Origin of the sequence: Enterobacter cloacae complex sp. 402C9 (assembly GCF_050030745.1) — a bacterium.
In the GTDB taxonomy this organism is placed as follows: Bacteria; Pseudomonadota; Gammaproteobacteria; order Enterobacterales; family Enterobacteriaceae; genus Enterobacter; species Enterobacter intestinihominis.
Map to the genome: position 1 here is coordinate 962741 of NZ_JBLGUW010000001.1, position 25638 is coordinate 988378.

At 53.8% G+C, this 25638-nt stretch carries 20 protein-coding genes; 10 read left to right on the plus strand and 10 right to left on the minus strand.

Annotation, left to right across the window (positions count from 1 at the left end; genetic code table 11):
• Window positions 1-7: 7 nt before the first annotated feature.
• Window positions 8-1174, minus strand: coding sequence for an aldo/keto reductase (locus ACQG1K_RS04585; RefSeq protein WP_171936209.1), 1167 nt, complete (start codon window positions 1172-1174; stop codon window positions 8-10).
• Between the two features lie 250 nt (window positions 1175-1424).
• Here ACQG1K_RS04585 and ACQG1K_RS04590 point away from each other — a divergent pair, with 250 nt between their 5' ends.
• Together ACQG1K_RS04590 and ACQG1K_RS04595 are read left to right on the plus strand one after the other, a co-directional pair.
• The gene (locus tag ACQG1K_RS04590) at window positions 1425-2474 is read left to right on the plus strand and encodes an alpha/beta hydrolase (protein ID WP_063146705.1); all 1050 of its coding nucleotides are present in this window, start codon (window positions 1425-1427) and stop codon (window positions 2472-2474) included.
• Window positions 2475-2733: 259 nt separating this feature from the next.
• On the plus strand, window positions 2734-3414 hold the full coding sequence (locus ACQG1K_RS04595; RefSeq protein WP_154850566.1) for a nitroreductase: 681 nt from the start codon (window positions 2734-2736) through the stop codon (window positions 3412-3414).
• A gap of 7 nt (window positions 3415-3421) precedes the next feature.
• Here ACQG1K_RS04595 and ACQG1K_RS04600 read toward each other — a convergent pair whose 3' ends face one another.
• The 5 genes from ACQG1K_RS04600 to ACQG1K_RS04620 form a co-directional block, all read right to left on the minus strand.
• The gene (locus ACQG1K_RS04600) at window positions 3422-4624 is read right to left on the minus strand and encodes a multidrug effflux MFS transporter (RefSeq protein ID WP_154850564.1); all 1203 of its coding nucleotides are present in this window, start codon (window positions 4622-4624) and stop codon (window positions 3422-3424) included.
• A 390-nt stretch (window positions 4625-5014) separates the two neighbouring features.
• Window positions 5015-6655, minus strand: coding sequence for a class I SAM-dependent methyltransferase (locus tag ACQG1K_RS04605; protein ID WP_154850562.1), 1641 nt, complete (start codon window positions 6653-6655; stop codon window positions 5015-5017).
• A 7-nt stretch (window positions 6656-6662) separates the two neighbouring features.
• Window positions 6663-6920: a YjhX family toxin gene (locus tag ACQG1K_RS04610; protein ID WP_022647185.1), complete on the minus strand. Its 258-nt coding sequence runs from the start codon at window positions 6918-6920 to the stop codon at window positions 6663-6665.
• A gap of 265 nt (window positions 6921-7185) precedes the next feature.
• Complete coding sequence (locus ACQG1K_RS04615; protein WP_063149379.1) at window positions 7186-9117, minus strand: putative bifunctional diguanylate cyclase/phosphodiesterase; 1932 nt, start codon at window positions 9115-9117, stop codon at window positions 7186-7188.
• Between the two features lie 17 nt (window positions 9118-9134).
• Window positions 9135-9629, minus strand: a complete 495-nt coding sequence (locus ACQG1K_RS04620) for a molybdopterin-dependent oxidoreductase (RefSeq protein WP_022647187.1) — start codon at window positions 9627-9629, stop codon at window positions 9135-9137.
• A gap of 181 nt (window positions 9630-9810) precedes the next feature.
• Between ACQG1K_RS04620 and ACQG1K_RS04625 the strand changes: the two genes are divergently transcribed.
• Window positions 9811-10320 (plus strand): hypothetical protein, encoded by a 510-nt coding sequence (locus ACQG1K_RS04625; RefSeq protein WP_063148326.1) that lies wholly within the window; start codon window positions 9811-9813, stop codon window positions 10318-10320.
• A gap of 22 nt (window positions 10321-10342) precedes the next feature.
• On the opposite strand, the gene ACQG1K_RS04630 is transcribed toward ACQG1K_RS04625, so the two are convergent.
• Together ACQG1K_RS04630 and ACQG1K_RS04635 are read right to left on the minus strand one after the other, a co-directional pair.
• Window positions 10343-12127 carry a diguanylate cyclase gene (locus ACQG1K_RS04630; RefSeq protein ID WP_063149380.1) on the minus strand — a complete coding sequence of 595 codons (1785 nt, stop codon included), beginning with the start codon at window positions 12125-12127 and terminating at the stop codon, window positions 10343-10345.
• A gap of 114 nt (window positions 12128-12241) precedes the next feature.
• A complete protein-coding gene (locus tag ACQG1K_RS04635; RefSeq protein WP_022647190.1) occupies window positions 12242-13351 on the minus strand; it encodes an AI-2E family transporter in 1110 nt (369 codons plus the stop codon).
• A gap of 158 nt (window positions 13352-13509) precedes the next feature.
• On the opposite strand from ACQG1K_RS04635, the gene mmuP reads away from it, so the two are divergent.
• The 6 genes from mmuP to tauD all read left to right on the plus strand — a co-directional run bounded on the left by mmuP (window position 13510) and on the right by tauD (window position 19464).
• Window positions 13510-14910 (plus strand): S-methylmethionine permease, encoded by a 1401-nt coding sequence (gene mmuP / locus ACQG1K_RS04640; RefSeq protein ID WP_023305550.1) that lies wholly within the window; start codon window positions 13510-13512, stop codon window positions 14908-14910.
• Window positions 14897-15829 carry a homocysteine S-methyltransferase gene (gene mmuM / locus ACQG1K_RS04645; RefSeq protein WP_045308923.1) on the plus strand — a complete coding sequence of 311 codons (933 nt, stop codon included), beginning with the start codon at window positions 14897-14899 and terminating at the stop codon, window positions 15827-15829. The genes mmuP and mmuM overlap by 14 nt, the downstream gene beginning before the upstream one ends.
• A 222-nt stretch (window positions 15830-16051) precedes the next feature.
• Entirely contained in the window at window positions 16052-17014 is a 963-nt protein-coding gene (gene tauA, locus ACQG1K_RS04650; protein WP_038415446.1) for a taurine ABC transporter substrate-binding protein, read from the plus strand.
• Between the two features lie 10 nt (window positions 17015-17024).
• Window positions 17025-17792 carry a taurine ABC transporter ATP-binding subunit gene (gene tauB, locus ACQG1K_RS04655; RefSeq protein ID WP_046620594.1) on the plus strand — a complete coding sequence of 256 codons (768 nt, stop codon included), beginning with the start codon at window positions 17025-17027 and terminating at the stop codon, window positions 17790-17792.
• Window positions 17789-18616: a taurine ABC transporter permease TauC gene (gene tauC, locus ACQG1K_RS04660; protein WP_046620593.1), complete on the plus strand. Its 828-nt coding sequence runs from the start codon at window positions 17789-17791 to the stop codon at window positions 18614-18616. The genes tauB and tauC overlap by 4 nt, the downstream gene beginning before the upstream one ends.
• Complete coding sequence (tauD, locus tag ACQG1K_RS04665; protein ID WP_426720929.1) at window positions 18613-19464, plus strand: taurine dioxygenase; 852 nt, start codon at window positions 18613-18615, stop codon at window positions 19462-19464. Before tauC ends, tauD begins: the two co-directional genes overlap by 4 nt.
• Window positions 19465-19533: 69 nt before the next feature.
• Here tauD and ACQG1K_RS04670 read toward each other — a convergent pair whose 3' ends face one another.
• On the minus strand, window positions 19534-21258 hold the full coding sequence (locus tag ACQG1K_RS04670) for a lysophospholipid acyltransferase family protein (RefSeq protein ID WP_426720928.1): 1725 nt from the start codon (window positions 21256-21258) through the stop codon (window positions 19534-19536).
• Between the two features lie 125 nt (window positions 21259-21383).
• A complete protein-coding gene (gene hemB, locus ACQG1K_RS04675; RefSeq protein WP_426720926.1) occupies window positions 21384-22358 on the minus strand; it encodes a porphobilinogen synthase in 975 nt (324 codons plus the stop codon).
• 452 nt (window positions 22359-22810) lie between these two features.
• Between hemB and ACQG1K_RS04680 the strand changes: the two genes are divergently transcribed.
• Window positions 22811-25585 carry an autotransporter outer membrane beta-barrel domain-containing protein gene (locus ACQG1K_RS04680; protein WP_046620589.1) on the plus strand — a complete coding sequence of 925 codons (2775 nt, stop codon included), beginning with the start codon at window positions 22811-22813 and terminating at the stop codon, window positions 25583-25585.
• Window positions 25586-25638 lie beyond the last annotated feature (53 nt).

Genomic DNA, 25638 nt, shown 5'->3' on the forward strand with positions numbered 1-25638 from the left:
CTTCCTCTTAACTTTTCATCGGTGCTTCAACATCGGAATAAACCTGCACGGCATCCGGCAGACGTTGACCCTGGATAGTGATGGCGTCCAGTGAGCGGGTGAGCTCGGTCATCTCAGCGGAAGTCAGCGATACGCCGGTAGCCGCTGTGTTTTGCAGCATATGGTCTTTATTGGTGGTGCCAGGAATGGGAACAATCCAGGGTTTACGGGCCAGGAGCCATGCCAGTGCAATCTGCCCCGGCGCGGCATTTTTTCTTATTGCCCAGGATTTCAGTAGTTCAACCAGCTGTAAGTTGTGTGGCAGGTTGTCAGGCGAGAAGCGTGTTTCTGTCGCGCGGAAATCACCGGTAGCGAACCGGGTATTCTCATCAATCCAGCCCGTTAAAAATTGCACGCCGAGTGGGCTCCATGGCACGAACCCAATGCCCAGTTCTTCACACACCGGAAATACCTGCTTTTCAGGGCCACGCCAGAGCATGGAGTATTCACTTTGTACAGCTGTAACGGGTAATGCTGCATGAGCGCGTCTCAACGTGTTGATGCCCATTTCAGACAGACCCCAGTGCAGGACTTTTCCTTGATCCATTAAATCTTTCACCACACCGGCGACATCTTCGATCGGGATCTGTGGATCAACCCGGTGTTGGTACAGTAAATCGATACGATCGGTACGCAGGCGTTTGAGCATGTTTTCGACGACCTGCCTGATATGCTCCGGCCTGCTGTTAAGGCCCGGCAGACGCTTTCCCGTCTGTTGGTCAATGTTCCAGCCAAACTTGGTGGCGATAACGATTTTGTCCCTGAACGGGGCGACGCCTTCCCCGAGAATTTTTTCGACTTCAAACGGGCCGTAGGCTTCAGCTGCGTCGAAGAACGTTACCCCTTCATCAAATGCCCGACGGATAACATTGATCATCTCAGGACGCCAGGGAACGGAGGTGTCGTATTTGCGACTCATGTTCTGCGCGCCCAGACCGACGGCAGAAACTTCCAGCTTCCCGAGTTTACGCTTGCCCGGAGCAGCATTGCGTTGGCTGGGTTGTCTGGATGAATCGACCTGAGAGGATTGGCTCGCCGCCGATACGTGGGGAATCAGCGAGGCGGCGGCAATACCGGCCCCGGCGACTAATAGCTTGCGCCGCTCTGGCATTGTTGGGGCATTCTGTCTTTTCATTGATCGCTCCTTTTCTCAGAAAACTGAACATGAATCGCATTTAAGCGAGACCATTCTGCCTTCTGATTGCCAACATAAAGCTGACGGTTACCTGACAGCGTTGTCAGAAACACTTATCCATCCCAGCCCGTTTCCTGACAAAAATGTTATTTCCCTGTCACGATGCTGACAGCCCTCTCCGCCTACTCTGAGCCTGCAAATTTGATTCCGCGAGCCTGTATAACCAGGCCAATACTCATCGGGAGAGATCATGAAATTCACGCTTATCAGTGCAATGCTACTCACGGCAATGGCCGGAGTGACCTCAGCCAATGCGGCTGATTACAAAAAAAATCCATTCACACTCGTCTATGACGGTGCCATAACTGAGAACGTCAAAGGCAAGGTCAACATTCATCCGGTGAAATACGATCTGCATGGCATTCAGATTGCTGCGAATGTCTATACCCCTGCTAACTACGATCCCGCCAAAAAATACCCTGCGGTGGTGGTTGCACATCCTAATGGTGGCGTAAAAGAGCAGGTCGCCGGGTTGTATGCCCAGCGTCTCGCCGAGCAGGGCTACATCACCATTACCGCCGACGCGGCTTATCAGGGTGCCAGCGGTGGGATGCCTCGCAGCGTGGATAAACCCGCTAATCGCATTGAGGATATCCACGGCATGGCTGACTACATAAGCCAGTATCCTGGTGTAGATACCGCCCGCCTTGGTCTGCTGGGTATTTGCGGTGGCGGCGGTTATTCACTTGTTGCGGCTGAAACTGACAAGCGGTTTAAATCGATAGCAACCATCAGCATGTTTAATTCAGGCCTTGTGCGCCGCAACGGCATGCAGGATTCACAGCTGGATACTATCCAGCAGCGTCTTCAGCAGGCTTCTGACGCACGTGCTCAGGAAGCCGCCGGAGGCGAAGTGCTTTACTCCGGCGATGCCAACCTGACTGATGAACAGATTGCTAAATTACCCTTTGCCTTGTATCGCCAGGGCTACGAGTATTACTGGAAAACCCACGCGCATCCGAACTCCACGTTTAAATACACCACCAGCAGTCTTCTGGATTTGATGAGCTTTGACGTAACGGACCATATCAATCTCATCAATAAACCGCTGCTGATGATTGCCGGTACAAAAGCGGATACGCTCTATATGACTGAAGACGCGTTCGCGAAAGCCACTGGTACGAAGGACAAAGAACTCTTCCTGATCGATGGCGCTACCCATATCGAGACGTATTGGGTGCCTGAATACGTTGATAAGGCTTTGCAAAAGTTAGACGTCTTCTTCGATAAGAATATTTAGTTAGCCTCCGATGACGCCCCAGCCGCGCAGGCTGGGGTGTGTCCATCAGCTGTAGCCACTTCCCGCTTGCGTATTCACGCGATAGACCCAGATTAACGAAGTTGCGGTTAAAGATAATTACGCTGCTTAAATAGGCGCTATGAATGGAATTCATAGACCTAATCTGGAGCAGGGAATGAAAAGGATGAGCCTGATGTGACAGGATGGATCGGGAGAGAGTGAATCATTCACTTCAAATTACTTTCAGGCGGAGAAGCAAATGAGTACGCAAGAGCCAACATTTAGTGAGGTAGTAAAAAACAGATACTCGGCTAGAGCCTTTCTTCCATCTCCCATCCCCAGCGATATCCTCAAAGACATTTTGCTCGAAGCGCAATGCGCACCATCCAACTGCAATACTCAACCCTGGTCCCTGCATATCGTTGCAGGAGATAAACTTCGTGAATTAAGCCATGCACTGACGGAAGATCTGAGGGCGGGGAACTACAGCCTTGATTTTACGTTTGATAAAGAAGCTTATCCCGAGCCATTCAGGCAACGGGCTTCGGAGCAGGGGCGCTCGTACTATCAGGCACTGGGCGTTGCGCGGGGGAATAACTTAAGTCGCTCAGAAGTGGTCGAGCGTAGTGTGAGATTTTTCGGCGCGCCTCATGTTGCCCTGCTGTTCATTCCTGCTGTAGGGGACAACGTTCGCGTAGCCTCTGACGCCGGTATGTATGCCCAGACATTCCTGCTTTCCCTGGCAGCTCGCGGTTACGCAGGCGTTCCACAGGCAGTGCTGAGTTATTTTGCCCAAACGGTGCGTCGAATATTAAATGTTCCTGAGGGCTTCAGGCTGCTTTACGGTATTTCGTTTGGGATCCCAGATAAAACGCATCCCTCCCTGAGCTACAGGGAAGGGCGGGTATCTCTGGACGAAAGTGTCGTCTGGCATCAATAACGACGTTTTATTTTTTTATCTGAACGGTCAGTGCCATCAGGGCGCTGGCTGCTGTAAACAACGCAATTATCCAGCCCATCGTCCATGGTGTGCCGTCACTGAACAGGGCAAGAAGAAGTGAAGAGATGATGCCGCTGCCGTATTGTAACGCACCCATTAGCGCCGATGCGGAGCCAGCCACATTAGGCACTGCGTCCAGAGCGCAAGCCGTGGATGTCGCCGCGATGATGCCATTCATAGAGAAGAACACGAACACAGCGCCGACAATCACGGTGATTCCACCCACACCCAGGCCGGTGGTGACTGCCAGCACTATTGCCGCAATAGCGGCGATGAATACGGCATTCCTGAGCAACGCTTCCAGTGGATAGCGGTGAACCAGACGTCTGTTGACCATGCTCACCGCCATCAGTCCAACAATGTTTACTGCAAACAGCCAACCGTAATGCTGCGGGTCAACGCCGAAGTACGTGATGTACACAAACGGGGAACCTGTGATAAAGGCGTAGGCTGCAACGTAGTAGAACGTCAGGCACAAAGTAAATCGCATGTATCTGGCGTTGGTGAGCAAGGCATAGTAGTTTTGAAAAGCTCTGGTTACGGAGGCTTGCGAGCGTTTTTCAGCAGGTAATGTTTCGGGTAACCAGAATAAAGACATCAGCATTAATGTTCCGATAATCGCCAGCAGCCAGAATATGGCATGCCACGAGGTGACTTTAATCATCTGCCCGCCGATCAGGGGCCCGGCAATCGGCGCGATGGCCATGATGATCATCAGAGTCGAAAGCATTTGTGCTGCACGAGTACGGCTAAACAGGTCACGGATCATTGCTCGAGCCAGCATCGGCCCGGTACAGGCACCTAACGCCTGAAAAACACGCCAGAAGACTATTTGCACGATATCTGTTGATAACGCGCAGCCCACCGAGCCGATGATGAACAGACCTAAACCGATAAACAGCGGTAGACGGCGTCCATAACGATCGCTAATTGGTCCCCAAATCAGTTGTGCAATGCAAAAGCCGATAAGAAACCCTGTGATTGTCAGCTCTGCGTCACCCTGCAAATCTTTGGCCATCATGGGCATAGCCGGAAGATAGATGTCAGTTGATAAAGAGGTTACAGCCATCAGGGCGCTGAGAATGAGTAGAAACGAGAGACCTGTTTTGTTAGCTATAGCCGACTGTGTACGCGCCTGTTGATTAAGCATGGGGATCCGTTGGACATGAAGAGATAGGGGTATGTTAACGGGTTTGTGTTCGCTGATAATCACAGGGGGAGGATAGGGACTATGAGTGATATTCATTAATCGAAAAGATTAGTGCAGGTTTTTTGGGGCCAGCGATAAGCAGTATTCTTATAGTGTTACCTCTTCCTGCATGTTGCTAAAGTCACCAGTACAACATGTCAGGCAATTGCGTTCAGATGACCGCTACCGTCGAAAGCAATACTGACAGAACTGTTCATGTTGTGACATATGATGATCCTTATGGTGATGTCCTGATTAATAAACATACGGTATATGTATGGTGTAGGTGATGCTTCAGATTAAAATAAAGGCTAAGCCCCGTATCTCCATTCAGAAATACCGGGCTTGTTGTTACCTGGCAATTAGCGCGAACACGCCCCAGCCAAAGTATTCCCGCGCGTAAGTTACGTGGCGTTTCGGCGAGAGTGATAGCTCGGCCCTGACTTCGGCGGCGAAGCCGTCGTCAGGATTCGCTTCCAGCCAGCGGCGCATGGTCAGCCATTTCGCGGCTTCATACCGGTCCCAGCCTTCCTGGTCTGCCAGTACCATTTCCACCACGTCGTAGCCGAGTTCATCGAACGCGTTGACAAGCCCTGGCAGCGTCAGGAAATCGGTCGTCGAGCTGACGCCGCAGGCCTGGGCAATCTCTTCCGTCGCAGGTAGCTGACGCCAGTAGGGTTCGCCGATAAGCATGATCCCGCCCGGTTTCAGGCTTTGTGCCAGCAGCTCGACGGTCCCGGCAAACCCACCGGCTATCCATGTCGCACCGACACAGGCTGCCACATCGCATTTCTCTTCTGTAACGTATCCGGCGGCGTCGTTATGTATGAACTGAACCCGGTTGCTGACGCCGAGCTCTTCGGCGCGGCGTCTGGCCTGCTCGCTGAACAACTGGCTCATATCGATACCGACACCGGTAATGGCGTGATCCCGGGCCCAGGTGCACAACATCTCGCCCGAGCCGCTGCCGAGGTCAAGAATGCGGGTGCCCGGCTTCATGCGCAGCACGCGACCCAGCGTGGCGTACTTCTCTTCGGTGAACGGGTTGTGGATGCGGTGCTCGCTTTCACTGATGGTAAAAATACGTGGGATATCCAATGTGGAATTCCTTTTATTGCGTTGAGTATTAAGAGGCTGTTTCTCTGAAATATTTGCTTTTTCAGCCAGCAGAACAAACAGCTTCCTTTCGAATGTCTCGCTGACTGGCCAGTCGTGGCTTTCAGGAGGAGGAAGCAGGGCAAACCCGGCATTGTCGAGCAGGCTGACGTACTCATCATCGCGCCAGGCCGTCATCTGGCTGCCGAAACGGGTGGTTTGACCGTTTGCTTCTATGGCCCAGAACTGCGTTGAGCTGGTCTGTGCTTCTTCATCCCAGCCATGTTCCGTCAGCAGCAGGTGAGGGACGCCCAGAAACAGCCCGTCGGGACAGCGTTGCCAGCTCGGTTCAGCCATTCCCTGACGCTTAACTTCGTCGAAAGTATGTACTTCAGTGAGCAGCCTGCCACCCGGCTCCAGCCACAGCGCGCAGCGGCTGACGAGTGAGCGCGCATCCGCCGTGCTAAACACATTCAGTTCCCCGAATGTCATCATGATGAAATTGAACGATTTATCCGGCCAGTATGCGCGGACATCCTGCTGAACATAATCGATATTCAATCCGGTGTTCTGCGCCTGCTGACGGGCCCAGCTCACGGATGCCGGTGAGAAATCCACGCCGGTGCAGTGAAATCCACGTTCCGCTAAGCGGTGGGTATAAAAGCCGGGGCCGCAGCCGAGATCGAGGATATATGCGCCAGGTGGTAACTGGCTGGCGATCCATTCGACCTGCTGCTCAATAACCTCCTGCCTGCGGCTGGCCCAGTCGTGCTCCTGCGACAAATGCTTCGCCAGCATGCGCTGGCTGAAGGCCGGTTCGTCCCAGGGAATTTTACTTTCCTGCGCCGACAGGTGAATGTGCCGGGATGAGGAAATAAGGGTGCTGATATCCATCATCCTCTCCTTAACGGTTATCGGGCTGGGCGCGGACGTTATTCAGCCCGGTAGTGTTAATGCGGTAGGGCTGACCGTTAACGGATTTGATCAGCTTTTTGGTTTTGAGCTTTTTGAAAACGGCGAGCGTGCAGTCAGCCAGCAGTAGCCCTTCGCGGCTATAGCATTCAACGGCGGTGACGCGGCCGGAGGTATTGCGGACGTGCACAATACGGCCACCTTTGGCGAGAACGTGTAAGGTACGTTGTTCCTGACGGGATAAATTCATACTGGAAAACCTGTTTAATCATCATGTGCAAAACGTGCAAACACACAGCGGTGTCCGCATTCGATTTCGGCGCATTGATAATCAGTCCGGCCTGGAAAGGTCGGTAAGCTGATTATCGGATGATTACATTCTCCAGCATCAAAGCCTCGGGTTGAGTTGAAAGGTATTTACGGGGTGAATGATAACACCTGATTTTTATAAGTGAATACCCAGGGGTGAAAAACGTGATCACGGTTGGCATCGGGCTGAGGAGAGGGAATCATTCCTAGCCGCTCTTAATTTTGCTGTCGACCTGAGGCTGTGGTTTGCTGAAAAGATATCCTTGCACAAGCTCGCAACCCAGAGCCTGAAGCCGCTCAAGCTGCTCTTCGGTCTCAACGCCCTCGGCTATAACGCCCATATTAAGGCTCTTAGCCATACCGGTAATAAGCTTCACAATATTAAGCGCATCTTCTTGTGTAGATATCGGATTGACAAAAGATTTATCGATCTTGATTTTATCAAAATTCAGTTCGCTGAGTCTGGAGAGCGACGAATAACCCGTGCCAAAATCATCAATGGAAATTCTTACGCCCAGTGCGCGGAGTTTTTTCAGAATCGCAATGGGGTTATTTCTGTCACTAAAGAGGGATGACTCCGTGACCTCTAACTCAAGACGGTTAGCCGGGAGCCCGGTCTCAGCCAGAACGGTCTGCACCGTATTAATAAATGATTTGCTGCCTAATTGAACAGGCGAGACGTTTACGGAGATCCTGGCCGGAACAGCCCAGGAGACCGCTTCCCTACAGGCCAGTTTAAGTACGGTTTTACCTATCTCGTTGATCATGCCTGTTTTTTCAGCGGCGAAAATAAAGCTATCCGGGGAAAGCATTCCCTTGACGGGGTGCATCCAGCGAATAAGCGCTTCATAGCCGTAAATTTCCTTGCTGACGGAATTCACAATAGGCTGGTAATAAACAATAAACTCATTGTTTTCTATCGCCCTTGCCATATCATTTTCAAGCGTTCTGCTCTCCTGCAACTTCTGAAGCATTCGCTGACGGAAAACTTTAATCTGCTGTGAGCCTGCCTTTTTGGCTTCATAGAGCGCCAGATCGGCGAACTTATAAAGATAATCAGCACGTCGTTCATTATCTGATAAAACAATACCCACGCAGGTGGCAATTTTTATGAGCTGGTTATTAATCGTATAGGGTTTACTGATATTCTCGCTGATTTCTCTAGCGCGTAAAACGGCTTCGCTTTCGTTTAACCCACTGGCTAAAAAAGCAAACTCGTCTCCGCCTAAACGGTAAAATCTGTCTGAAATATTGCTCATGGCGGTCAATCGCCTGGATACCTGACGTAACAGTAAATCGCCAGCATCATGACCATAGGTATCGTTGACCTCTTTGAATCGGTCTAAATCAAATAACATTACCGTAACGGGAACATGATTTTCTTCGGCCTCAAGATTGAGTTTGCTGAGCTCATCCCAGAAGTACAGACGGTTTTTCATGCCAGTGAGGGAATCATGGTAAACGTCATACTCTAGTTTTGAATTCTGAATCTGTAGGGTCTCCTTGGATAACTGGAGTTCTTCTGCAAGACTTTCAACCTGCCTGTGCGCTTTAAGGATGTTTTTATTTTGATAGATCGTTAAAAAACCCAGGATAATACTCAGAATGATCAGCAGTAAAGAGAGGGCTGAGTAAATATAATACAGGATCTGTATTTTATGGTTGCTACTGTTAATCGTGCTAATGTCTTTCGTTAACGCGCTTGATGAAAGCTGACTGAGTGGAGCATCCAGCAAATGCATGGTATGAAGGTATGTTTTTACATCCGAATGGCTCATTTTTTCGAGGTTAGCATCCAGATACGTAAGGATTTTATCAAGGCTTAACGCGAGGTCATGATGTGCCTGAACGTTTTTAATGTAATGTCCTAAATCCCCCTCCTTAAACAGATCATTCTGGCTTAGCATAATTTCCAGCCGCATCCGGACCTGGTCTATCGTAACGTCATCGGAATCGGTTGCGTACAGACCAAGCCATGATTCAAAGCGGTAATATTCGGATACCAGTTGGGCGACAGACCATGACTCCGTGTAATGAGTCAGTTTTTGGAGCTCCTGCTGTCGATCGTAAACAAGAAAAGCAATATATCCAGTGGTGATAAAAAGAGAAAAAATGATACCAACCAGTATCCTGTTCATTATGTTCTCCTGAACTGCTATTCAATCTTCATTTTGCTGACCTGCCATGCCGATCGCGAATAATATATCTGATTATTTAATTCAGGAAGACTGTCGTAGGGATATACAATGAATGCCGGCCCTTTATCTCGGATGCGCATATATTCACCATTAACCTTCAAAGCGAGTATGGCATTATATTTTTTAAAGTCGCTGAGCGGGATGGCTGTCGCGTAATCATTAAGCGCTATAACATTAACCACGTTACCCTTTGCGCCAATATAATCCATGAGTTTGCTCATTGGAACACCCTCAAACTTTGTGCGGCCATTATACCAGGGGGATGATGTCTGGAAGCTCACCATACCGAGTTTTTCAAGGCTGGCGATATCAAACACGGCTTTTCCACTTTCATTCGTGTTCTCGATATTACCGTAAATCGTTAAAATGGGTTTACCAGCAGGTTTTGGCAACTCACCAGCCAGGGTGACGCTTTGCACTAAAAAGCAGCACAGCATTAGGATTAATCGCATTTCAGCCTCCACGTTTTAACATAAGTATAAGAATTATAATTTAGTTATCCTACTAGTTTATATATTTTATCTCTCCCCACGTTATCCATCATAATCAGGATGTAAAAACGCCGTCAGTCGGCAGCCACCCGAGCGATGCTTAACCTTCTTACCGCAGACGCATGACAAGGAACCGTCCATCATGAAAAAAGATAGCTATGCCTTTTTAATTCCACTCATCGTTGGCGGGTTAGCGTTGATATTTGGCTTTGTTGTCTGGTCAATCGAGATTTATCGCGTGACATTTCTTACGGCCCTGGGGGAACAGTATCTTGCGGCTGTCACATTGCTGCTGCCGCTGGTGGCGATAGTGATGTTCGCCGCGAAGAGGGCGTTTAAAGACAAAACCCTTGTTGACGTTGTCAAACTTTACCTCGGCCTCATCATCTTCAGCCTGCCGGTTGCCATTTTCGTCATCTTTACCGCGGCCTGGCTACTGAACGGAGAATACTCTGCCTGGAGCCAACATTACCGGTATGAATCCGGCAGCAGAAATAGCTGTTCGGGGGCGGAAGTCTATGAGCCGGAACTCAAGAGAGAGATCCGCATCTGTTATCCTCAGGGATATTATTTAATCGATGGCACCCTGTACGTGGAAAAGCGGAGTAATTCGCTGGGTATGGTGGTGCTTTGGGCGATCGCGCGATCCTGAACCTCAGGCTCGAATAACCCCTTTAGCCCGCCTCCAGCATCCCAAAGCTGACAATCCGCGAGCGGCCCAGCTCTTTCGCCCGGTACAACGCGACGTCCGCCGCGCGCAGCAGATTATCGCTCTGGGCGTGCTGCGGATAGCTGGCGATCCCGATCGACACATCCACCGGGCCAATCTCCGAAAGCCCGTAGCGCAGCGAAAGCGCATGCACGCCGTTGTAGATCTCCGTTGCAGCGGCGTGCGCTGCTTCCTCATCTGCACCGGTAAGAAGCACCAAAAACTCTTCCCCCCCATAGCGGAAGGCCAGCCCGCTATCGTGTACCGCCCGTTGAATAATGGCTGCCACGCTTTTGATCACCAGATCGCCAGCCTCATGACCAAAGCGGTCATTAATGCTCTTGAAGTGATCGATATCGATCATCAGGCAGCTTACCGGCTTCTCGTTACGCACGGCCTGCTTCATTTGAGTACGTAACGTATCTTCCAGATGGTGGCGGTTACGCAGCCCCGTCAAGGGATCGAACAGGGCTTTTTCCAGCAGCGCATCGCGCAGCCGCTGGTTGGCCAGCGCCAGTCCCAGCGCCTCGGCCATCAGTTCCAGATAGGCGCGGGACGGCGCGGTTTCAGGCGTGATATCCTGGAATGAGAGCAATCCAATCGCCTCGCCCTGAGCAATCAGGGGAACGCACAGCGATTGCTGCGCCTGTGATTCGGGCAGATGATAACAGCCGATATCCGGCTCGCCGTTCACTGGCGGATGGCTTTGACCACGCCGGACGGCCCAGCATTCGTCAGGATGGAACGGCTTTTTATCCCCTTCTGGCGATAGCCATTCGGCCGTACAGCGCATCTGCCACGGCTCGCGTTCCAGAATATACAGACGCCCTGAAACCCCCGGCGCAATATTGGGTGCAAACAGCTCCGCCACATTCATCACGTCGGCAAAGTTTTCACAGCCCTGCAACCGCTGGGTCATTCGCGCCAGCAGTTCGCGGATGGCCCAGTCAGCATCGCGCTCTTTTTCCAGCCGCTGCCTTGCCAGCCCGTTCTCACGGAAGATGCGGATGGCCTGCGCCATATCACCGATTTCATCAACCTGGGTAAAGTTCGGCGTTTCGACGGCGTAATCCTGCGATGCAAGACGATGAACTACGTCACTCAGACGCACCACCGGACGGAGTACGCGGCGCTTGAGGATGAAAACCATCACAAACAGGAAGAGCAGGGCGGTCAGGCCGACCATCACCTCAGAGGCCGTTCGAAGCGTTTTGGACGTTTTGGTTGCGGCCTGCACGTCGGCAATAATGCGCTTGTCCAGCAGCATGCGAAAGCGTTCGATAGTGTTGTGTGCCCGTTCGAGTTCCAGCTCATAGCTCTTACCAAACAGCAGCGAAACGGCCTGCTGTTCCTCGCCACGGGCGATACCGTCAATGGCTGCCTGCTGTTCATCCTGGAGATCGTCTACAATTTTCAGTCCGTCGTACAGCAGCGCCAGCTCTTCGCCCGATGCCCCCGTATTTTTGAGCTGTCGCAGCGTGTGTTCGATATTCTTCAGCTCGGCTTCTTTCGCCTGATATTTCTCAAGCACCTCGGGCTCTTTTTGGATGACGTAAAGCCGCGCCAGATCGGAGAGCATCCAGGTGTCTGTCTCGATCTCCTCCGTCAGCTGATCGAAGACCTGGCGTTGTTTAACGGCTTCACGTTCGATGTTATCGGCGTGGGAAGCCATCAGCATGACGATGCCGGAGGCAATGGTCAGGCACACCGTGACACCATAAGCCCAGTTCGTGATCGTGGCGATTCGCACCTGTTGGATCCTTCTACGACAAATGTGAAAGAGCGTTCATTTCAGATTATAGAAAACCTCTGATTTATCGCGAAAAAAAAGGCGGCACAGGGCCGCCTCACAGAACGCCTTTCTTTATAGATCCGGAGAATTTCTCCCCTCTTCGATAAAGTCTGCGTCCAGCTCCTCGGCGTTGCCTGCGTGGTCGCGGCCGGAGAAGAGGTTCCAGCAGGCGATAAACAGAGCGGCAATCAGCGGCCCAATCACAAAGCCGTTAATGCCATACAGCTCCATACCGCCGAGCGTGGTAATCAGTATCAGGTAGTCCGGCATTTTGGTGTCTTTGCCCACCAGCAGCGGACGCAACAGGTTGTCCACCAGCCCGACGATAATGACGAAGAAGCCCACAATGAACAGACCCTGCCACAGCTGGTGAGTGGCAAACAGGAAGATGGCGGCGGGAACCCAGACGATGGCCGACCCAACGGCAGGCACCAGGGAGAGAAATGCCATCAGTGCGCCCCACAATACGCTGCCGTCAATACCGACAATAGCAAAGGCGATACCACCGAGCGTGCCCTGAACCACCGCCACGACCGCCGTGCCTTTTACCGTGGCGCGCGACACGCCGACAAACTTAGCGAACAGGTGCTGTTTGACGAAGTCAGACAGCGGCAGCGAGTCGAGGATCTGGCGCACCAGGTACGGCCCGTCTTTCAGCAAGAAAAACAGCAGATACAGCATAATGCCAAAGCTGATGGCAAAGCCGAACGTCCCTTTCCCAATCAGGAACGCGCTGCCCGCCAGATACTGCCCGCCCTGTAACGCGACATCGGAGAGTTTTTTCTGGATCTGCGCGGCGTTGGTCAGGTTGTGATCCGCCAGAAAGCCGCTGGCCCAGTCCGGCAGGCGGTTGAAGATACCGGCGATGACTTCCGGGAACTGCGTGTTGTTCTGTTGCAGCCTGGTGTAAACCATGTTCAGTTCCACCGCGAGCGAGGAAAGGATCACCATCAACGGAATAAACACAATCAAGCAGATAATGCCGAGTGTGAGGAGTGAAGCCAGCCCGTTGCGATCGCCCAGCGCGGTACGCAGTTTGTTTTTCACCGGGTTGAAAATGATGGTCAGGATCGCGGCCCACAGAATCGCCGAGAAATAGGGAGACAGCACGTCAAAGAAGGCCCAGGTTACAAGGGCCAGGATAAGAATAAAGAAACCTTTGGTCAGTCCGTTAAATCGCATAGTGAGTCCTGGTGAAGAAGAAACTGTGTCGACTATAGAACTGATTTAAGGATTTACCAATAATTGCGCTGAAGTCGCGCCGGGTGGCTTTTTGTTAACAATCGCGGTATAACACTCCCTCTTTGGATGTTTAGATGTCCATACGTTTAGAAGGTAACATGCAAACACAACAAGAAAACGGGCAACTTAAGCGCACCATGAAAACCCGCCACCTGATTATGCTCTCGCTGGGTGGCGTTATCGGCACAGGGTTATTCTTCAATACCGGATACATCATCTCGACAACCGGCGCGGCGGGCACGCTGCTGGCATATCTTATCGGTGCGCTGGTGGTCTGGCTGGTCATGCAATGTCTGGGCGAACTTTCCGTGGCGATGCCGGAAACCGGCGCGTTTCACGTCTATGCCGCCCGCTATCTCGGCCCGGCGACGGGGTATACCGTGGCGTGGCTCTACTGGCTTACGTGGACAGTGGCGCTGGGATCGAGCTTTACCGCGGCCGGGTTCTGCATGCAGTACTGGTTCCCACAGGTTCCCGTCTGGACGTGGTGCGTTGTCTTTTGCGCTGTGATTTTTGGTCTTAACGTGATTTCCACGCGCTTTTTCGCGGAAGGGGAATTCTGGTTCTCGCTGGTCAAGGTTATCACCATCGTCGCCTTTATTATTCTCGGCGGCGCGGCCATCTTTGGCTTTATCCCGATGGCGGACGGCTCTGCCGCGCCGGGACTAAGCAACATTACCGCCGAAGGCTGGTTCCCGCACGGTGGCCTGCCGATCCTGATGACCATGGTGGCGGTCAACTTTGCCTTCTCAGGAACGGAGCTTATCGGCATCGCGGCAGGGGAAACGGAAAACCCACACAAGGTTATTCCGGTTGCTATTCGCACCACCATCGCCCGGCTCATCATCTTCTTTATTGGCACCGTGTTTGTGCTGGCGGCGTTGATCCCGATGCAGCAGGCTGGCGTGGAGAAAAGTCCGTTCGTGCTGGTGTTTGAAAAGGTCGGCATTCCGTATGCGGCGGATATCTTTAACTTCGTGATCCTGACGGCGATCCTCTCGGCGGCGAACTCGGGTCTGTACGCCTCTGGCCGTATGCTGTGGTCTCTGTCTAACGAGAAAACGCTGCCGCGCTGCTTTGCCCGCGTCAACAAAAACGGCGTGCCGCTGACGGCGCTTTCTGTTTCCATGCTGGGCGGCGTGCTGGCGTTGTTCTCCAGCGTGGTCGCGCCGGATACGGTGTTTGTGGCCCTGTCAGCCATTTCCGGTTTTGCGGTGGTAGCGGTGTGGATTAGCATTTGCGCGTCGCACTTCGTGTTTCGTCGCCGTCACGTGCAGTCCGGCCAGCCGCTATCCGCGTTGCAGTATCGCGCGCCATGGTATCCGCTGGTGCCCGTACTTGGCTTTATCCTCTGTCTGGTGGCCTGCGTCGGCCTGTGGTTTGACCCCAGCCAGCGTATTGCCCTTTATTGCGGGCTTCCGTTTGTCGCCCTGTGTTATGGTGCGTACTACCTGACCCGAAATCTGACCACGCAGGAGCCTGAACATGTCGCAGAATAATCCGCTTACCGCCCTCCTTGAAAAACAGCCGTTTGTCGTGCTGGATGGGGCGATGGCAACGGAGCTGGAAGCGCGCGGTTGTAACCTTGCCGATAGTCTCTGGTCGGCCAAAGTGCTGATGGAAAATCCGGAGCTGATCCGCGACGTACACCTCGACTACTACCGCGCGGGGGCACAGGTGGCGATCACCGCCAGTTATCAGGCGACACCCGCAGGCTTTGCCGCTCGCGGGCTGGACGAGTCGCAATCCCGGACGCTGATCGGCAAAAGCGTAGAGCTGGCACGCAAAGCGCGCGAAGCGTACCTGGCAGAGAATGCGCAGGCGGGCACGCTGCTGGTGGCGGGATCTGTGGGCCCTTACGGCGCGTATCTGGCCGATGGTTCCGAGTATCGCGGCGATTATGTGCGTAGCGCTGAAGAATTTACCGCCTTCCACCGCCCGCGTGTAGAGGCGCTGTTGGATGCGGGCGCGGACCTCCTGGCCTGTGAAACGCTGCCTTCGTTCACTGAGATTAAGGCGCTGGCGGCGTTGCTGACGGCGTATCCGCGCGCCCGGGCATGGTTCTCATTTACCCTGCGTGACAGTGAGCACCTGAGCGACGGAACGCCGCTGCGGGATGTTGTTTCTGCGCTGGAAAGCTACCCGCAGGTTGTCGCGCTGGGGATTAACTGTATCGCGCTGGAAAACACCACGGCGGCGCTGACGCATCTGCACAGCCTGACGTCGCTGCCCCTGGTGGTCTATCCGAACTCCGGCGAGCATTACGATGCGGTGAGTAAAACCTGGCATCACCACGGTGAAACGTGCGAGACGCTGGCGGGGTATTTACCGCAGTGGCTGGAAGCAGGCGCGAAGCTGATTGGCGGCTGCTGTCGGACCACGCCGCAGGATATTGCTGCGCTGACGGTTCAGCGCTGAGGCCTTTGCCGGGCGGCGGCTGCGCCTTACCCGGCCTACAAATTGCACGAACCGTAGGCCGGGTAAGCGCAGCGCCACCCGGCGAAACAACCGCACAAAATTCACTATCCTTTCCCGCTTTTTTTCTAAAAACGAATCGTCATTAGCGATTCTTTTTTATTCCTTTATCAAAATTCTCGCGCCGGAAATACTGCCCTTATAACAACAAGGGGAGCAGACGGTATGGCAATTTCATCGCGAATCACGTTACTTGGTGCACTGGCGCTGTGGGTATTTCAGGCGCAGGCGGTGGACGTCACCGTGGCGTATCAGACTTCTGCGGAACCGGCGAAAGTCGCGCAGGCGGATAACACCTTCGCCAAAGCGAGCGGGGCGAACGTCGACTGGCGCAAGTTCGACAGCGGCGCGGCAATTGTGCGGGCGTTAGCCTCGGGCGACGTGCAGATTGGCAACCTGGGTTCCAGCCCGCTGGCCGTTGCCGCCAGCCAGCAGGTGCCGATTGAAGTCTTCCTGCTGGCATCGCAGCTCGGAAATTCCGAAGCGCTGGTGGTGAAGAAAAGCATCACGAAACCCGAAGATTTGATTGGCAAACGCATCGCGGTGCCGTTTATCTCCACCACGCATTACAGCCTGCTGGCAGCGCTGAAACACTGGGGCATTAAGCCGGGCCAGGTGCAGATCATCAACCTGCAACCTCCAGCGATTATTGCCGCCTGGCAGCGTGGCGACATTGACGGAGCATACGTCTGGGCGCCCGCCGTCAACGAGCTGGAAAAAGACGGCACCGTGCTGACCGACTCCGAAAAAGTGGGGCAATGGGGGGCGCCAACACTTGATGTCTGGGTCGTTCGTAAGGACTTTGCCGAAAAACACCCTGAAGTGGTGAAAGCCTTCGCCAAAAGCGCCATCGACGCCCAGCAGCCTTACATCAGCAACCCGGATGAATGGCTGAAACAGCCCGCCAACCTGGAGAAACTCTCACGTCTGAGCGGCGTGCCGGAAGCTGACGTGCCGGGGCTGGTGAAAGGCAACACCTATCTGACACCTGCGCAGCAGGTCCAGCAGTTGAACGGGCCGGTGAGCAAAGCGATTGTCGACACTGCGACGTTCCTGAAAGAGCAGGGCAAAGTGCCTGCGGTAGCAGCGGATTACAGCCGGTTCGTGACCGACCGCTTTGTGAAATAAGGGGGCTGCGATGCTGAACATTACCAACCTGTCTGCCGATTACGGCGGCAAACCCGCCCTGAAAGAGATCAACCTGACGCTGGACAGCGGTGAACTGCTGGTCGTACTGGGGCCGTCCGGCTGCGGGAAAACGACGCTGCTGAACCTGATCGCCGGGTTTGTACCGTATCAGCACGGCACGATCCAACTCGAAGGAAAACAGGTAACGGGGCCGGGCGCAGAGCGCGGCGTGGTCTTCCAGAACGAAGGGCTACTTCCGTGGCGAAACGTGCAGGAAAACGTTGCGTTTGGTCTGCAACTGGCCGGCGTAGCGCGTGAACAGCGTCTGAATACGGCGCGCGACATGTTGAAAAAGGTCGGGCTGGAGGGGGCTGAAAAACGCTTTATCTGGCAGCTTTCAGGCGGGCAGCGTCAGCGCGTCGGGATTGCCCGTGCGCTGGCGGCTAACCCTCAGCTGCTGTTGCTGGACGAACCTTTCGGGGCGCTGGATGCCTTTACCCGTGAGCAGATGCAAACCCTGCTGCTGCGCCTGTGGCACGAAACCGGCAAGCAGGTGCTGTTAATCACCCACGATATCGAAGAGGCCGTGTTTATGGCGACGGAGCTGGTGCTGCTCTCACCGGGACCGGGACGCGTGCTGGAGCGTCTGCCGCTTGAGTTTGCCCGGCGCTATGTGGCGGGAGAGCCAGTACGCAGCATCAAATCAGACCCGCTATTTATCGAAAAACGGGAATACATCCTGAGCCGTGTGTTTGAACAGCGGGAGGCGTTCTCATGAGCATTGTCTTCAGTGAAAAAACGCGGCGGACGCGCCGTGCCTTACGCTGGCCTTTCTCTCGCCAGCTCACCTTAAGCGTCAGCACGCTGGTGGTGTTGCTGGCGGTATGGTGGGCGGTTGCCGCGCAGCAGTGGATCAGCCCGCTGTTTCTGCCCCCGCCAGGCCAGGTTCTGGAAAAACTGATCGCCATCGCCGGACCGCAGGGCTTTATGGATGCCACCCTCTGGCAGCATTTAGGCGCCAGTCTGACGCGTATTCTGGTGGCGCTGCTGGCGGCGGTCATTATTGGCGTTCCGGTGGGGATTGCGATGGGACTGAGCCCGACGGTGCGCGGCATTCTCGACCCGCTGATAGAGCTTTACCGTCCCGTACCGCCGCTGGCTTATCTGCCCCTGATGGTGATCTGGTTTGGCATCGGCGAGACGTCAAAGATCTTACTGATATATCTGGCTATTTTTGCGCCGGTAGCAATGTCGGCTCTGGCTGGCGTAAAGAGTGCGCAGCAGGTACGCATACGTGCGGCGCAGTCGCTCGGCGCCAGCCGCGCGCAGGTACTGCTGTTCGTCATTTTACCAGGTGCGCTGCCGGAGATATTGACCGGGTTGCGCATCGGCCTTGGGGTGGGCTGGTCAACGCTGGTGGCGGCAGAGCTGATTGCCGCCACGCGCGGCCTTGGGTTTATGGTGCAGTCGGCGGGAGAGTTCCTGGCGACTGACGTGGTACTGGCAGGGATCGGGGTCATCGCCGCGATCGCCTTTGGATTAGAACTGGGACTGCGCACGCTACAGCGTCGCCTGACGCCCTGGCATGGAGAAATACAATGAGTGAACGTCTGACGATTATCCCGCTGGGGCCGTACATTGGCGCGCAGGTGTCGGGCCTGGACGTAACCCGTCCGCTGAGCGATAACCAGTTTGAGCAGCTGTACCACGCGGTGCTGCGCCATCAGGTGGTGTTCCTGCGCGATCAGGCCATCACCCCGCAACAGCAGCGCGCGCTGGCCCTGCGTTTTGGCGACCTGCATATCCACCCGGTCTACCCGCATGCGGAAGGGGTGGAGGAAATTATCGTGCTGGACACTCATAACGATAACCCGCCCGATAATGACAACTGGCATACGGATGTTACCTTTATCGACACACCGCCAGCCGGGGCGATTCTGGCAGCAAAACTACTGCCAGAGACCGGCGGCGATACGCTGTGGGCGAGCGGCATTGCGGCGTTTGAGGCGCTCTCCGCGCCGTTCCAGACCTTGCTAAGTGGCCTGCGGGCGGAGCATGATTTTAAAAAATCGTTCCAGGAGTATAAGTACCGTAAAACGGAAGAGGAGCACCAGCGCTGGCTGGATGCGGTCGCAAAACATCCGCCGCTGTTGCACCCGGTGGTGCGTACCCATCCGGTGACCGGCAAGCAGGCGCTGTTTGTGAACGAAGGGTTTACCTCGCGCATTGTGGACGTAACGGAAAAAGAGAGCGAGGCGCTGCTTAGTTTCCTGTTTGCGCATATCACGAAGCCGGAGTTTCAGGTGCGCTGGCGCTGGCAGGAGAACGATCTGACGATCTGGGATAACCGCGTCACACAGCATTACGCCAATGCGGATTACCTGCCGCAGCGAAGGATTATGCAGCGGGCGACGATTTTGGGGGATAAGCCGTTCTACCGTGCGGTTTGAGCCCCTCACCCTAACCCTCTCCCCAAAGGGGCGAGGGGGCTGACCGGTGCGGTTTTCACCCTCTCCCTTTTAGGGAGAGGGCAGGGGTGAGGGTATTAAGTGCGCCTCTATATACCGCTGATAGCGGTTCGCCTTCAGATAACACAGATTCACCAGCACCAGCCCGTCGATACAGTTATTGAACGCCGGATCGCTGCCGAAATCGATAAACTGCACGCCGCCTGGCTCGCATAGCTCGGAATATTGTTTATAAAGCGGCGGAATACCGCAGCCCAGATTGCCGAGCAGGGATTTGAGCTTTGTCAGGTCATCCACGTAATCCACCCCGCTAAATTGCGCCAGCACGTCCGGGAGTGACGCCGGGTAGGGTTGACGCGAGGCGGCTAACGGGTGGCTGGCCGGAAACCAGAGACGATAAAACGCGACCAGCAGATCCCGGGCGGCAGGCGGTAAGCCGCCGGAGATGGACACCGGACCAAACAGGTAACGGTAATGTGGATAGCGCGCCAGATAGGCGCCAATGCCTGACCACAGGTAGTCCAGACCGCGACGTCCCCAGTAGCGCGGCTGTATAAAGCTGCGCCCCAGCTCAATGCCGTGCTCCAGTATGTCCTGCATTTTTTCGTCGTAGTGGAACAGGCTGTAACTGTACAATCCCTCGACGCCGCACTTTTCCACCTGCATGGCCGTTGGCATAAAGCGGTACGCGCCGACAATCTCGAGGTCATCATCATCCCACAGAATAAGGTGCAGATAGTCATCATCGTAGCTGTCGGTATCCCGGCGTTTTCCGCTGCCTTCCTCCACGGCGCGAAAGGCAATCTCGCGCAGTCGCCCCAGCTCGCGCAGCAGAGGCGCCTCTTCCTGCCCGTTGCGCTGCCACAAATAGATGGTTTTACCATCGCTGGTTTTGCCCAGACATTCGGCCTGCGCCAGCTCCCGCTTCAGCGTGGCCCTGTCTTCCGGGCGGGCAATGGCGCACTGGGTTTTAAAGACGCCAGGCAATCCCTTGCCAAGTCGTATCACGTGCTGACGGCACTGCTCGGCCATCTCACGCGATGAAAGGGTAGAGCTAAACCGATCATTCCAGGCAATCTGCTGGCCGATTTTGATCGGCAGCTGGCTGTGGCGGCGGCGAAACATCTGTTGCATCAGCAGCAGCAGGGATACCGTCGGCGATACCAGGGTGCTGGCATAAAACAGCAGGCTGTTGTGGGCCTGAATATGTACCGGTAGCAGCGGTACCCGTAGTTTGCTGGCCAGCTTGATAAAGCCCGGATGCCACTTTTTATCGCGGATGCCTTTACGCGTTGGGCGGGAGACTTCGCCCGCCGGGAAGAAGATCAGCACGCCGGCGTTTTGCAGGTGCTGCTCCATCTGCACCAGAGATGCTTTTGCGGTTCTGCCGCCCATATTGTCCACGGGGATAAACAACGAGCTGAGGGGCTCAAGGTGAGACAGCATCCGGTTGGTGACAACCTTGACGTCCCGGCGCACGCGCGAAACGGCATACAGTAGCGCCAGCCCATCCAGGGTGCCCGTCGGGTGGTTCGCTATCACAATGAGTGGGCCGTGTTCGGGGATTTGTTCGAGGTCTCGGGCGGAAATGGTGCAGAGAATATCAAGGTGTTCCAGAACCTGCTCTACCATATCCAGCCCTTTCAGGTGACGGTGGCTGGCGGCAAACTGCTGAAATTCGTCTTCGTGGAGCAGTCTTTTTAACAGACTTTTTTGCCAGGGTGCGGGCCTCGCCTGAGGCCAAAGGTCATCAAGAACGCTGTCGAGACTAAACATTGATCACTCCTCCTGCCGTCTTGCCCAGACAGTAGAAGGAGGAGATGTCGGTTGTATTGCAGTTTAGTGAAGATTCACGCAGAGAGTAGGCCGGGTATGGCGAAGCCACCCGGCGCTAAAGCGGATTAACGCAGAATTTTCTTCTCAGCCAGATCCAGCGCGAAGTAGCTGAAAATCAGATCCGCGCCCGCGCGTTTGATCGCCCCCAGGCTTTCGAGGATCACTTTCTCTTCGTCGATGGCACCCGCCTGCGCGGCGAATTTGATCATCGCGTACTCGCCGCTCACCTGGTATGCGCCCAGAGGCAGATCGGTGCGTTCGCGAATGTCGCGCAGGATATCCAGATACGCGCCGGCCGGTTTCACCATCAGACAGTCTGCGCCCTGTGCTTCATCGAGCAGAGATTCACGAATCGCTTCGCGGCGGTTCAGCGGGTTCATCTGATAGGTTTTACGATCGCCTTTCAGCGCCGTGCCCGCTGCTTCACGGAACGGGCCGTAGAAGGAGGAGGCGAATTTGGTGGAGTAGGACATGATGGCGGTGTCGGTAAAGCCTGCCGCATCCAGCGCATGACGAATAGCCTGAGCCTGACCATCCATTGCCGCAGAAGGTGCAATGAAATCCGCACCCGCGGCGGCGGCAACCACCGCCTGCTTGCCCAGATTCAGCAGGGTCGCATCGTTGTCCACGCCGTGATCGCACAGCACACCGCAGTGGCCATGAGAGGTGTATTCGCAGAAGCAGGTATCTGACATGACGATCATCTCCGGCACACTCTCTTTGCAGATGCGCGACATGCGTGCCACGAGGCCGTCTTCTTTCCATGCATCACTGCCGGTTGCGTCAGTGTGGTGGGAGATACCGAACGTCATCACCGAGCGGATGCCCGCATTCGCAATGCGTTCGATCTCGCGGGCCAGATGCTTTTCAGGAATGCGCATCACGCCCGGCATCGCGTCGATGGCTTTGTAGTCATCGATCTCTTCTTCAACAAAAATCGGCAACACCAGATCGTTTAAGGTCAGTGTTGTCTCTTCAAACATGGCGCGCAGTGCGGGTGACTTGCGCAGGCGACGGGGACGAGCAATTAAATCGGTCATGGTATGCCTGATGTTTGTGGAACAAAGAGGCTTAGTGTACCTGAAAGCGGAGAGTGGTGTTTTACTAAAGTTGTCTTTTAGATTTTCGAAATCGATTAATATACGCTACATGTATTTTGTATATATTATAAATCTTATTATGGTGTCCAGAGTGGTATGTGATATTGGTGAGGCTTCTATATTGGTTTGGGATTATAAATATAAATGATTTATTGCTTTTTATTATATGTGTCGAAGCAACTAAAGTAGTTTGCAATCAGTTGAATTTATAATATTTATTCATAATGATTGATATTGTCCTGGGTTTATAAGCTTATTTGTCTGAATACGGACTTAATGGAATCATTCATTGAACCTTTTCGAAGTGAAACTGCATAATTCCTTCCGCAATTAAACGTTGCCAAATGATTTGATGGACAAACTTGCTTACGTCCCTGAGGAGGGATGACCCAATGCAAACATGGAAAAAGAAACTGGTTGTATCACAACTTGCATTAGCCTGCACACTGGCTATCGCTTCTCAGGCCAATGCGAAAGATATATCCGGCACGACATATAATACTTTTGGATATGACAATACTGCGTCCACGCCCTGGTATTATGGTTATGCTGACTGGGATTATTCAGATGCCACACATGATGGTGACATTTATCCAGTCATCAATAAATCAACCGTAAACGGAGTTATTTCGACATACTATCTGGATGATGGTGTCAATGGCCGTGCGAACGCGTTGAGTATTTCTAACAGCACCATTAACGGCATGATCACGTCAGAGTGTATGACCACGACGTGTGCAGAAGGCGTGGATACTGACGGCACCACGCATACCCAGTACGATCGTTTTAGCCTGACTGTTGATAACTCCACCATCAACGATACCTACGAGCATTATGCGTATGATGTCGTTAATGGCGATACCACTGAAACGCATTATCTGGACACCTATGGTCTGGGTAACGCCATCACCCTGGATGTTGAGTCTGATATCGTTATTCAGAACAATTCCCACATCGCGGGCATCACGCTGACGCAGGGTTATCAGGAGCTTGATAACACGCCATACGACGGTGTTGAAGGCGTTGCTAACAGCAGCAATATCTTTACCGATACGCTGGTGGTGAAAGACTCTGTGCTGACCTCTGGCGCATACAGCGATCTGGGTACCAGCGGCTTCTACGGTCAAACGGCGAAGCCAAGCGACTACGGTGAAACCAACGCCACGGCTGCGGATGATGCGGCGCTGATCGTTGCTGCCAGTGCGTCTGATAACGCCATGCAGACCACCGCTACCTTCGATCACTCTACCGTTACGGGTGACATTCTTTTCTCCAGCACCTTTGATAACAACTTCTACGAGAATGGCGATCCGGCAACGGATACCACAGAAGATGGCGTCTATAACCCAACCACCAACGGCTGGGATGGTACCGATAAACTGGATGTCACGCTGACCAACGGCAGTAAGTGGGTGGGTGCAGCGCAGTCCAGCGTTGAAGCTATCGGCACTGCGCAGATGTATGGCCAGGGCTACAGCAACGTAGACTGGCACGCATTGTCCCCGAATAGCATCTGGCCTGATTCTACCTTTGACAGCAACGGTCACGTTACCGGTGAAGAGGTGTATCAGAGCGGCCTGTTCAACGTGGCGCTGGATAACGGTTCCGAGTGGGATACCCGCAAGATCTCCAACATCGATGCACTGACGGTGAACAACCAGTCTCAGGTCAATGTTGAAAACTCCGGCCTGCTGGCAGATTCCATCACCCTGACCAATGCTTCAACCTTGAATATTGGCGACAGCGGTGCCGTGGCAACCGACAGTCTGTATCTGGATAGCTACAGCCGTGCGGCACTGACTGAAGAGACGGCAGAACTGTATGCCAACACCATTACTGTAGACAACGGTGCAGAGCTGGCGCTGGGTCTGGGTCAGGTTGATACGCACAATATGGTGCTGACTGATGGCGGTGTGCTCAACGTTGCCAGCCGCGATTATGTGCTGAACAGCGACCTGAACAACGCACGCTATATCACCAACGATAGCCATAAAGCGGACTACGACTATGGTGTTGTCGCGCTGAACTCTGACGGCCATCTGGCGGTGAACGGTGACGTTGCCGGTAACTATAAAGTGCGCATCGACGATGCGACCGGTGCAGGCTCCGTAGCTGACTACAAAAACAAAGAGATCATTCGCGTCTATGACAATAACGCGGATACCGCTGCCAGCTTTACTGCGGCAAACAAAGCTGATTTAGGTGCATACACCTATCAGGCGCAGCAGAAGGGTGACACCGTTGTTCTCCAGCAGGAAGAGCTGACTGACTACGCCAACATGGCGCTGAGCATTCCTTCTGCTAATACCAACATCTGGAATCTGCAACAGGATACCGTGGGTACCCGTCTGACCAACAGCCGTCATGGCCTGGCAGATAACGGCGGCGCATGGGTGAGCTATTTTGGCGGCAACTTTGACGCGGATAATGGCACCGTTAGCTACGATCAGGACGTAAGCGGCATTATGGTGGGTCTGGATACTCAGATCGACGGTAATAACGCGAAGTGGATTGTCGGTGGTGCGGCTGGTTTCGCGAAGGGTGATATCAGCGATCGTACTGGTCAGGTCGATCAGGACAGCCAGACTGCGATGATCTACGCGTCGGCGAAGTTCATGAACGACATCTTCCTCGACAGCTCCATGAGCTACACCCGCTTCAACAACGACCTCTCTGCTACCATGAGCAACGGTCAGTATGTTGACGGTAATACCACGACTGACGCCGTTGGTTTCGGGATGAAACTGGGCTATGACTGGAAACCAAACCTGTCTGGCTACGTCACGCCTTACGCGGCGATCTCTGGCCTGTTCCAGTCCGGTGATGACTATCAGTTAAGCAACGACATGCGTATCGATGGCCAGTCTTACGACAGTATGCGTTATGAGCTCGGCGTGGATGCAGGTTATACCTTCAACTACGGTGGCGAGCAGGCATTAACCCCTTACTTCAAGCTGGCTTACGTGTATGACGATGCCGACAACAATGCTGATATCAACAATGACAGCATTGACAACGGCGTGGAAGGCTCTGCGGTTCGCGTGGGACTGGGCACTCAGTTCAGCTTCACGAAAAACTTCAGTGCTTACACTGATGCGACTTATCTGGGCGGCGGCGACGTTGACCAGAACTGGGGAGCAAACCTGGGTGTGAAATATACCTGGTAAGAAAAAAACGCGGGGGATTTTGCCCCCGCTTTTTTATGTGCTTTAAAAATAAT